At 40.2% G+C, this 11596-nt stretch carries 6 protein-coding genes and 1 pseudogene; 6 read left to right on the forward strand and 1 reads right to left on the reverse strand.

Translation table 11 applies throughout. From position 1 onward, the window contains the following. Positions 1–11: 11 nt before the first annotated feature. From RH96_RS01740 to RH96_RS01750, 4 genes and pseudogenes are all read left to right on the forward strand, one after another. Positions 12–1202, forward strand: coding sequence for a M48 family metallopeptidase (locus tag RH96_RS01740; protein ID WP_010196554.1), 1191 nt, complete (start codon positions 12–14; stop codon positions 1200–1202). Positions 1203–1221: 19 nt separating this feature from the next. Next, positions 1222–1323: pseudogene (locus RH96_RS14710) on the forward strand (hypothetical protein); the annotation flags it as partial. 80 nt (positions 1324–1403) lie between these two features. Beyond that, positions 1404–3569, forward strand: a complete 2166-nt coding sequence (locus RH96_RS01745; RefSeq protein ID WP_010196556.1) for an ATP-dependent nuclease — start codon at positions 1404–1406, stop codon at positions 3567–3569. Further along, entirely contained in the window at positions 3559–5334 is a 1776-nt protein-coding gene (locus RH96_RS01750; RefSeq protein ID WP_010196563.1) for a UvrD-helicase domain-containing protein, read from the forward strand. The genes RH96_RS01745 and RH96_RS01750 overlap by 11 nt, the downstream gene beginning before the upstream one ends. A gap of 116 nt (positions 5335–5450) precedes the next feature. Here RH96_RS01750 and metH read toward each other — a convergent pair whose 3' ends face one another. Beyond that, entirely contained in the window at positions 5451–9245 is a 3795-nt protein-coding gene (metH, locus tag RH96_RS01755) for a methionine synthase (RefSeq protein WP_010196566.1), read from the reverse strand. A gap of 581 nt (positions 9246–9826) precedes the next feature. Here metH and RH96_RS01760 point away from each other — a divergent pair. Both RH96_RS01760 and RH96_RS01765 read left to right on the forward strand, forming a co-directional pair. Beyond that, a complete protein-coding gene (locus tag RH96_RS01760; protein ID WP_010196569.1) occupies positions 9827–10381 on the forward strand; it encodes a fasciclin domain-containing protein in 555 nt (184 codons plus the stop codon). A gap of 425 nt (positions 10382–10806) precedes the next feature. After that, the gene (locus RH96_RS01765; RefSeq protein ID WP_010196572.1) at positions 10807–11418 is read left to right on the forward strand and encodes a fasciclin domain-containing protein; all 612 of its coding nucleotides are present in this window, start codon (positions 10807–10809) and stop codon (positions 11416–11418) included. The last annotated feature ends 178 nt before the right edge of the window (positions 11419–11596 follow it).

Raw genomic sequence — 11596 nt, forward strand, 5'->3', positions numbered from 1 at the left:
TGAGAAAATTAATGGTAAATTTAATATCAGGCAAATGGTATCCCAAAGACAGCTCAGTTCAATACGCCGCGCAACTCACGGTAGCTAAAACGAGATATGAGGTAAAAATTGTATCTAGTGAGACTAGTAACGGCAGCGAAAGCCGTCAGAATATTACGGGTCAGTGGTCGCAAATTGCGATCAGTGATCGACTAGGAAATACTGAACGCAAGCTCACACTTACTGATGGCTCACTATTTACGACTCACAATAATGAGGCTATCGATAGTCTGATCAATAGTAATCAAAACAGTGATACAGCCTCAAAGTGGCGTTTACGCTTACATCGTCATGAAACCAAAATGACCAGCGTCTTGACGATGTTGGTCATCACTGTCGTTTTTGTATTCAGTTTTATTAAATGGGGCATCCCTTGGACAAGCCAAACGGTCGCTCATGCGCTCCCTCAGCAGACAGGCGAGTTTATAGGCCATCAGTCATTAGATTTTATGGATCGTTATTTTTTAGAACCCACTCAAATAAGTGATGCTGAACAGCAGCAAATCATATCTCGGTTTAAGGCGCGCCTTAAACCATTCAGTGGTGATGACAATATTGAGTATCGGCTACACTTTCGGGATATGAGCATAGGCGGCTCAAGTCTGCCAAATGCTTTTGCATTGCCGTCTGGCGATATTATTTTGACCGATAAGTTTGTAGAATTGAGCCAAAATGATGATGAGATAGATGCGGTACTGTTACATGAGATGGGTCATGTGGTCGAGCGTCATAGCTTAGAGATGCTCACTCAAAACTCATTAACCACGATGATTGTGATATTGGTATTGGGCAACCCAGACGGTATCAGTGAGCTTGCTACGGGGTTGGGTACGGCACTGGTGTCAAATCACTATTCACGTCAGTATGAAACCGAAGCAGATGAGTTTGCCTTTAACAAAATGCTTGAGATTGGCATTGATCCAAAGGCTTTTGCAGATATTCTGAGCCGTATGGAAGACTACTCGACTACAGCAACCAATGCAGAAGACGTTGATGACGCCGAAGATCAACCAGAAGCTGAAGCTAATAATGAAAAATCTGAAGAGGGTGAAGAAGACAAACTGTCCGACTTCTTATCAAGTCATCCTAATACCCAGTTGCGGATTAAAATGGCACAGAGATATAGTCAATGCTTTAAGCAGGGGTTAAAGGTTTGTGAGTGAGTAAAGTAAAAAAGTCTGCCGCATCTGCCAGCGCTCGTTTAGCTGGCACGAGAAGTTGGAGCAAGTGAATTATTGTTCTGAGCGATGTCGGCGGGGTAAGGAAAAATTAGAAAAACAATAAGCACAATCCATGAAATAAGCAAAGTAGTTATATTAACCATTATAGATAGGTCAAACATTAACTAGAAATAGAGATTAAACGTGTATATATCAAAATTTTTCATTAGAAATTTTCGTAACTTTGAGTCTGCTGAACTAAACTTCTCTGAAGGAGTTAACACTATCATAGGTGAAAATGGTTCAGGCAAGACTAATTTGTTCTATGCACTTAGACTAATGTTAGACGATACATTACCTCGATACCTTAAACTTACCGAAAACGATTTTAGCAGACAGTTATCTGATTGGAGAGGTCATTGGATAATATTAACTTTAAATTTCGAAGCACTGGGTTTCGATGACGCTACTCAAGCACTTAGTATTCATGCTTGTGGAGATGTAAGCAGTAGTAACGAAATAAATCAAACTCAAGGAAGCTATACGCTTTGCTTTCGTCCTAAGCGTCATATCAGGCAGGAGCTTTATGATTACTCTAAAGAGACGAATAAAAATAAAGATGAATTACAAGTATTATTAGATAAAATAACCATTGATGAGTATGAGACAGTTTATCTATGCAAGGGATCAGCACAATGTAGTGAAGATGATTTTTATGATCAGTACGTTGGTAATTTTGAAGGAATTATCTTTCCAGACCCTAGCCAAGCTGAAACACAAGTTTATGGTGTTTATTTACCTAGAGAACTAAACCTATATGACGAAATATCTTGTACTTTTATTAAAGCATTACGTGATGTAAATAGTGATTTACGCTCATACTCAAAAAACCCATTAGTTAGTTTATTGAGAGGCAAGGAGAAAACAGTAGAAATAAGTATCCAATCCGATTTAGTTAATAGTATAAATGAAATTAATGAAAGTATTTCTACGCTTGAGGAAGTATCTAATGTGCAAAAGGGGATTGATAGTAGTTTAAAGCAAGCAGTTGGTACAACTTATGCTCCTAATATAGAAGTAAGAGCTGAACTACCCAATGAAATGGATAAGCTGCTACAGTCTTTAAGATTATGGGTAGGTGATTCAGATGATGAACACGTAGGTAGGTTGTCAGAGTTGAGTTTAGGTGGTGCTAACCTTATTTTTCTGTCTTTAAAATTATATGAATATGAGAAGATAAAAACAGATAAAGTAGCTAATTTACTGCTAATAGAAGAACCTGAAGCACATATACATACACATATTCAAAAGACGCTATTTGATAATTTGAGTAGACATGAACATAAGCCACAAATATTCATTTCTACCCACTCCACGCAAATATCTTCTGTAAGTAAGATTAGTAGTGTTAATATCCTTAGTCGTAGAGAAAAGAGTTCAGTAGTCTTTAATCCTACAAATGGATTAGAGGTTGATAAAATAAGAAGGATTGAGCGTTATCTAGACGCTGTTAGGAGTGACCTACTATTTGCTAAAGGTGTAGTTTTAGTAGAAGGAGATGCAGAACAAATTTTACTTCCAGTAATATTTCAAAAAGTATTTGGTTTGTCTTTAGATGAAATTGGTGTAAGTATTATTAACGTTGGAAGTACAAGTTTTGAGAACATTGCTAATATATATCATCAAGATAGAGTTAATCGAAGATGCGCTATTCTAACGGATTTAGATGAAGCATTCATTCAACTACCTAGCCCAGATTCTCAGCATAGTCCAGCTCAAATTAAAGCTAGAAATTCACAAAAAAGTGGTCAAGAAAGAAAAGTAAAACTTGAAGAATTTTGTAGCGACAATGAGTGTATTAAACCTTTCTATGCTAAACACACATTTGAAGTTGACTTAATTAACGAAAAAAATAGTAATTTATTTGTACCAGTTTTAAGCGAAATGTATAAGCCAACTTCTTTGTCTGATATTGCGTCCTCAAAAAGCCAACTCAAAAGTTCTAATATAGAGATGCAAGGTACAGAGGTGCTAAGACTGGCTAAGAAAGCAGGTAAAGGTTGGTTTGCTATCGCAGTTGCAGATCAAGTGACTGAATATGTGAACATACCTGACTATATTCTGAAAGCAATTGCTTGGGCATCACCTCATTTAAATTTATCTTCCAAAGTCAAAGCAGCAGAGTATAGATTAAATACCCGTTATGAACTAACGCATAAAGATTATATGGATGGAGGAGAGTTGGAATACAGTGAAGAATGGGATTGGTGCGAAGAGCTGAAAGATGATGAAGAATTTTTTGTAAGTAATTACCAGAATGAACTACCAGAAGATCCATTGACAAAGTTGTTAAGCTTATATGATTTTTAATAATCTCACCCCCGAACAAATCAGAGCTGTTAGAGAAGAAGGTCACGTTTTACTATCTGCTTGCCCTGGCAGTGGCAAAACTAAAACGATTATTCATAAGTTAGCATATGAAGTTAGTCAATTAGACGATACAAGTAAGAAAAAAGCTATTGCTGTTACATTTACTGTTCGAGCATCCGAAGAGATATTCAAACGATTAGAACGTATGGGTATAGATAGTAAAAAAGTTTGGTCAGGTACTTTGCATTCCTTCTGTTTAGAATGGATTATAAAACCATATTCTTGTTATTTAACTGATCTTCAAAATGGTTATACAATTGCTGATGAAGCTTTGACATCATCGTTATTGAACGACTTAAAAGGCAGCTATAAGTTAGAGCCTTTCGATAACATTAATACACGCTTTGAAAGAGATGGAAGTTTTACAGAGTCTGACGCGCTAAAAATACGATTGTTAACAGATTATCATATGGAGTTAAAGAGAAAAAAACTTATAGATTTTGATATTCTGCTTTATTACTCATTTAAGTTACTGAGGAATTATCCAGAAATTTCTAAAGTATTATCAAACCTATTACATTTAATATGTGTGGATGAATATCAGGATACGCAGGATTTGTCATACGCAATACTTTGTTCTATTGTTAATGCAAGTGATGGTACTACTTCTTTGTTTCTGGCTGGAGATGTGGATCAAGCAATTTATCACAGCTTTGGAGGAATTGCTAAAAGTAAGAAAGAGATTGAAACCGAATTAAATGGGGAAGAAGTAAAGCATTTACCATTAACTGGAAACTTTCGATCAACGCAAAGAATTATTGATTTTTATCATAGTTTTCAAAGTATTGGTATTCCAATCATTGCTACTGGCGTTAACGAAAATGTACAGGGGGTGATTACTTATAACAATACAATCCATAAAGATAGCCTAGTAACAGAAGTAGCTAGATTAATACAAGATAATCTTGATAAGAATGTTTCTGAAAATGAGATATGCATATTAGTTCCACAATGGTGGCTTATTACAACTATAGCTAGGCAACTACAAACAATACTACCAAATACAAGTTTTGATGCGTCTGGAATTGTGCCTATGTCAAAAAACAAAGATAATTTTTGGTATAAATTGTCTCGCCTATTTCTGACAGAGCCTAGTCCTAATATTTATGCTTTAAGGTATCAGTGGGCTAGAGAACTAATGGATAAATACTATGAGCATACTGGTAATATTTTTGTGGAACCACATAATTCTGAACGTAATATTTTACGCCTAGTTAACTCTATTTCTTCAGATGAAACTGAAGCAGTACCTTATCTTAAAGAGTGTTTTAATAAATTTTTGATGCAACTGGGTTTGAATATCGTTAATTTTGAAACGCTTAAAGATAGTTGGGAAGCCTATTTCGAAAGCATTGATCGTCGGTTAAATGACTCTAGTTATGATGTTCCAAGTGATGTTATATCGTTTAAAAACTTGTATAAAGAGAGAGGAGGGGTTGTTATTAATACATGTGTTGGTATTAAAGGAGAAGAGTTTGAGACAGTAATTGCTTTTGGACTATTAAAGGGTTATATACCACATTGGAATGAAATTATGTCGAGAAATGTAAATGAACTAGAAGTTTCAAGAAAACTGTTATATGTAATTTGTTCAAGAGCTAAACAAAACCTTCATCTTATTAGCGAAAGTGGAAGAACGACTAGAAGAGGCGTTGAGCTTGAAAATACACCTTTACTAATTAATAAAAACTATAATTATGATTAGCAATTATTTTGTCGTTGATCTAAATTATTTTGAATGTTTATATTTAGTGCTAAATGAAATAAAATAGGAGCAAAAGTAGGATTAGCTATAAAAACCAATCCTACTCCAAACTATCCCTACAAATTTGGATTTAACCACTTCTCAGCCGTTTTCATATCCCAACCTTTACGCTCAGCATAACTCTCTAACTGGTCACGGCTGATTTTACCGACGTTGAAGTACTCACTATCAGGATGCGAGTAATAGAATCCGCTGACAGATGACGCAGGCCACATCGCATAGCTTTCAGTTAGCGTTGTACCGATTGCATCTACCGTACCCAGCCAGTCAAACAATTTGCCTTTTTCCGTATGCTCAGGGCATGCAGGGTAGCCAGGTGCAGGGCGAATACCCACGTACTTCTCTTTAATCATCTCATCATTAGTGAGTGACTCAGTCGGTTGATAGCCCCAATATTCTTTACGAATTAGCTCATGTAGATGCTCGGCAAAGGCTTCTGCTAAGCGATCAGACAGCGCCTGTACCATAATGGCATTATAGTCATCACCTGCCGCTTTATATTGCTCAGCCAGTGTCTCTGTACCGACGATGGAGACGGTAAAGCCGCCTAAGTGATCGGTGTGAGTGTCCGATGGCGAGATGAAGTCCGCCAAGCTAAAGTTTGGCTTACCGCTTGTTTTGTCGCTTTGCTGGCGTAAGTGCTCAAACTGATAGGTCGGTTTGCCGCCATCAGCAGGCGCATTGTCATACACAGTCACGGTATCCGCACCAGTACGGCGCGCGGGCATGAGTTTAAAGACACCTTTGGCCACGAGTGACTTCTCATCGATCATTTTTTGCATCAGCTCATTGGCATTATCAAATAAATCTCGTGCCGCTTCGCCGACCACATCATCTTGCAAGATTTTCGGGTATTTACCTGTCAGACCCCAAGAGATGAAGAACGGCGTCCAATCAATATATGGCAGTAGGTTGGTGATAGGGTAGTCATCCAATATCACTTGGCCTAACTTATTAGGCACTGGTGGTATATAGTTTTCCCAATCGTACTGAAAGCCAATCTTGACCGAGTTCGCATAAGAGATCTTGGCGGCTTTTGGCTGACGCTTGGCCAGACGCTCACGTACCTTGGCATAATCTTCACGTGTCTCATCGATCAGCGCTTGACGATGCTCTTTTGACAGTAATTTGGTGACCACACCGACCGAGCGTGAGGCATCTGTGACGTAGATCACGCCATCATTTTGATATTGCGGCTCCACCTTGACCGCAGTATGCGCTTTAGAAGTCGTTGCACCGCCAATCATGAGTGGTAGCGTCATGCCGCGCTCTTGCATTTGCTTGGCGACATAGACCATCTCATCAAGGCTTGGGGTAATCAAGCCAGATAGTCCGATGATATCGACTTTTTCGGCAATGGCAGTATCAAGGATGGTTTCACAAGAGACCATCACGCCCAAGTCGATGATGTCGTAACCGTTACAACCGAGTACCACGCCCACGATATTTTTACCAATATCATGTACATCGCCTTTGACGGTCGCCATCAGGATTTTACCTTTGGTTTCGCCTTCGACTTTTTCGGCTTCGATGTACGGGTTTAGCCACGCAACAGATTGCTTCATCACGCGCGCTGATTTCACCACTTGTGGTAGGAACATTTTACCGGCACCGAATAGATCACCGACGATATTCATACCGTCCATGAGTGGGCCTTCGATGACTTCTAGCGGTTTGGGATACTTCTCCCACGCTTCTTTGGTATCGGCTTCGATAAAGGTGGTAATACCTTTGACCAGCGCATGGGCAATACGGGCTTCGACGGTGCCTTCACGCCAGCTCATATCGACTGTGCTTTCTTTTTTCTTGCCACCGTCTTGATAGTTTTCAGCAGCTGTCATCAAGCGTTCGGTCGCGTCTTGACCTGTTTCGCCTTGATTGCGGTTGAGCATGACATCTTCGATAGCGTCACGGGCTTCCTTTGGAATATCATCGTATAACTCAAGCATGGCTGGGTTGACGATACCCATGGTCAGGCCATTGGTAATCGCATGATATAAGAATACCGAGTTAATGGCTTCACGAATCGGGTTACCACGGAAACTAAACGACACGTTAGACACACCGCCCGATACCATGGCGTTTGGCAAGTTATCCGTAATCCACTTAGTGGCATTAATGAAATCGGCACCGTAGTTGTTATGCTCAGTGATACCAGTGGCAACGGCAAAAATGTTCGGATCAAAAATGATATCTTCAGAAGGGAAACCGACTTCATTAACCAACACATCATAACTACGCTGACAGATTTGAATTTTACGCTCGTAAGTATCGGCCTGACCATCTTCATCAAATGCCATGACGATAACGGCAGCACCATAGCGCATACACAGTTTGGCGCGCTCGACGAACTCAGCATGACCTTCTTTTAGTGATATAGAGTTGACGACAGATTTGCCCTGCGTGCGTTTTAGGCCTTCTTCGATGATGTCCCATTTAGAGGAGTCAATCATGAGCGGTACGCGGCTGATATCTGGCTCGCCTGATACCAAGTTGATGAAATGAATCATCGCTTGCTTGGAGTCGAGCATGCCCTCATCCATGTTGATATCGACGATTTGCGCACCGCCTTCTACCTGATCGCGGGCGACATCGAGTGCTTCGGTGTAGGCTTCCGTTTTAATCAAGCGCAAAAACTTTTTAGAGCCTGTCACGTTGGTACGTTCACCCACGTTAACGAACAAGCTGTCTGCTGTGATGGTAAATGGCTCAAGTCCAGACAAGCGGCAGGCAGGGGCGATTTCAGGAATCACGCGCGGCGCATAGTTTTTTACCATGTTAGCGATTTGGCGAATATGTTCTGGTGTCGTACCACAACAGCCGCCCACAATATTCAAGATGCCTGCTTTGGCAAAGCCTTCTAGTAATGCGGTGGTTTCATCAGCGGTTTCATCATATTCACCAAACTCATTGGGTAGACCTGCGTTTGGATGCGCTGACACATAAGTATTGGCGATATTAGATAGCGTTTGGATATGGGGACGTAGCGCATCGGCACCAAGCGCACAGTTGAAGCCTACCGATAATGGTTTGGCGTGGCGAATTGAGTTATAAAATGCTTCAGCGGTTTGCCCTGATAAGGTACGACCTGAGGCATCAGTAATCGTACCCGAAATCATAATCGGTAATTCAAAACCAATATCATCAAACACGCCAGTAATGGCAAAGATTGCTGCTTTGGCATTCAGCGTATCAAAAATAGTTTCGATTAGGATAAGATCTACACCACCCTCAATCAAGCACAAGGTCGCTTCACGGTAGTTTAATACCAACTCATCAAAAGTAATATTACGAAAGGCTGGATCATTGACATCAGGTGATAGCGAGCAAGTACGCGAAGTAGGGCCTACGACACCAGCGACGAAACGAGGCTTATCAGGAGTCTTGGCAGTGAACGCATCTGCTGCACTGCGGGCAAGTTGAGCTGCCGTCTTATTTAACTCAGGTACCAAATACTGCATGTCGTAGTCGGCCATGGATAGACGCGTACCGTTGAAGCTATTGGTCTCGATGATATCGGCACCAGCAGTCAAATGATCGTTATGAATGTCTATAATCATTTGTGGTTGCGAGAGTACGAGCAAATCATTATTACCGCGCACGTCTTGCTCTATATTCGCAAAGCGCTCACCACGATAATCTGCTTCTTCTAATTTATAGGTTTGAATCTGTGTACCCATCGCCCCGTCTAACATCAAAATTCTTGAGGCCATTTGCTCAGTGATACGGGCACGTGCTGTTAGCTGCTGCTCTTTGTACGGAAACACGGCAGGTGGCGTCAGTATAAAGTCATCAGCAGATTGTGATGAGTGCGAAGTGGCATCAGTGTTTGAAGTCATTGTTTGGGTCATAGGAGCGCTGCTTATATCGTCAATATTATAAAAGGAGGGGATAACAAATAGGGTGCAAATGTCTATAAAAGTCGTCGGAAAAGTCGCATTATTCTAGCATGAAAAATCTGTCGTATTAGGATACTGCATATTCTACTTTGGCAGTAGACAAGTAAAAGATTTACTTAATACGGTAATGCTCTTAGACAAGAGTAGGCGATGCAAATCCCTTACAAACAAAGCTAAATGACTCTCATTCGGGTTGGCTATTACACAAAGTGTTGATTCTGCAAATGAAAGCCAACGGTTATGCCTAAAAGTGCGACAGAGTTTACACCCGTACTACAAAACGTTGCGTAAAGGCAGGTTGATAAAGGTTTTATACATGTTAGTTTAGTTTCAGAAGGATTAGGTCTTCGTAAGTTTTGCTTATAAGTAAAAAATCTACATCCGAGTTACTTATCAATGTACTGATCGGTTAGTAAATAGATTAATCTGTTAAGAAAATAATAAGTCACTAGACAAAACGAGCAGCTCATATTAGAAGACAATTCGGCCTGTAAGACTATAGCTAATACAACTCAATCATTAAGGATAATGTTATGAAACTGACTAAAATTGCTACTATTGGTACGCTAGCTATCTCGATCGCTGGTTTAAGCGCATGTAACAACATGATGCCAGCAAAAAGCGCAGACATGAAAGCGCCAATGCATAGCCAAACCATGGCAAAAATGAATATTGTACAAGTTGCTCAAAGCAACTCTGATTTTTCAGTCTTGGTAGAAGCTGTACAAGCTGCAGGTCTAGCAGGTATGTTGTCTGATCCTAATGCTCACTATACGGTGTTTGCACCGACCAATGCTGCATTTATGGAAGTATTACAAGAAACAGGCATGAGCAAAGCGCAGTTGTTTGCTAATAAGCCGCTACTGACTAAAATTTTGGGCTCGCATGTAGTAGCTGGTGATATGGCGATGTATGCCAAGGATGTGAAGCCTGGTAATGTCATGACCGCCAGCAAAGACACCCTAATGGTAACCAACCAAGGTAAGTTGATGGACGAGAATGGTCGCACAGCTAATATCTTGAAAACTGACATCGCTGCCAACAATGGTGTGGTACACGTGATCGACAAAGTATTGTTACCTAAATAAGAATAACTAAAACCTGATATCTCTACTTTCTATGAGGTAGAGATTGAACCAATAACAGCCGTTATCTGTATGAGTCAATAAGCAGATAATGGCGTTTTTAGATATATAGCATGTCAAATACTGCTACTTCAAAATAGCGTATTAGCAATTATAAAGCAGTTATATTGCCAATACGCCCTATCTAGAATAAAAGTCAACAGCAGCATATACGTGATTGATACAGTGTTGCTACCTAAGTAAATACCAATTAAAAATTAAACCGTTAGTATTGTATGTATCGACATGACGAATTTGATCTCAGGACTAGATAATCAGTAGTCGATAATATCTGTGAGATATCAGTCACTGTTATCTTTATCAACAGACATTAATGAAAGATATTCGTTAATCACAAAATTTAATCAATTATCCATAAGGAAGTACCCATGTTAAAGAAAAACTTGTTATCTATCGCCGTAGTTACAGCCGCCATGTCACTAGCCGCTTGTAGTGACAAAGAAGCCGCTACTGATCCAGTTGAGCCTGAAGTTACCACCGAGGAAATGGCAGTTGAGCCGGTTGCTGAAGCTGATCCAATGGTTGAAGCAGAGCCTATGGCTGAAATGGACATGGAAGCTACACAGACTATCGCTGAAATAGCGGCAGGCAATGAGAACCTAACTATCCTTACAGCAGCGCTTCAAGCCGCTGGTCTTGATACTATGTTGATGGAAGATACCAAATACACAGTATTTGCCCCAACTGACGATGCTTTTGCTCCAGTACTAGAGAAGCTAGGCGTGACTAAAGAAGAGTTATTGGCTAACACTGATTTACTTAAGAAAGTACTTCCTTACCATGTAGTACCTATGGAAGTTAAAGCCGCTGATATCCCTTACGCTACTGATATCAAAACCGCTAACGGCGCAACGATTTCTATTAGCGATGCTAACGTCATTACAGATGCTACTGGTGGAACGGCTAACATCACTGGTACTGACATCATGGCAACCAATGGTGTGGTACACACTATCGATGCAGTATTAATGCCTGAGTAATTTTTTACAAACTACTGGTCATGACTTATCAGTAGTTGACGTACAGATAATACTGAAAGAGCCTAGCCATTGAGCTGGGCTTTTTTGTGCCAATATATTTATCTTGGTGTTTGTTACGACGGTTTATAAAGGTATCGGCACAAAAAAGCCCGAGACAATAGTCTCGGGCTTTTTATAC

The sequence above is a fragment of the Psychrobacter sp. PAMC 21119 genome, from assembly GCF_000247495.1.
Lineage (GTDB): Bacteria > Pseudomonadota > Gammaproteobacteria > Pseudomonadales > Moraxellaceae > Psychrobacter > Psychrobacter glaciei.

What these genes read in the sequence shown, in the direction of transcription:
- RH96_RS01740 (WP_010196554.1), top strand. Translation starts at nt 12, where the DNA reads ATGGTAAATTTAATATCAGGCAAATGGTATCCCAAAGACAGCTCAGTT.
- RH96_RS01750 (WP_010196563.1), top strand. Translation starts at nt 3,559, where the DNA reads ATGATTTTTAATAATCTCACCCCCGAACAAATCAGAGCTGTTAGAGAA.
- metH (WP_010196566.1), bottom strand. Translation starts at nt 9,245, where the DNA reads ATGACCCAAACAATGACTTCAAACACTGATGCCACTTCGCACTCATCA.
- RH96_RS01760 (WP_010196569.1), top strand. Translation starts at nt 9,827, where the DNA reads ATGAAACTGACTAAAATTGCTACTATTGGTACGCTAGCTATCTCGATC.
- RH96_RS01765 (WP_010196572.1), top strand. Translation starts at nt 10,807, where the DNA reads ATGTTAAAGAAAAACTTGTTATCTATCGCCGTAGTTACAGCCGCCATG.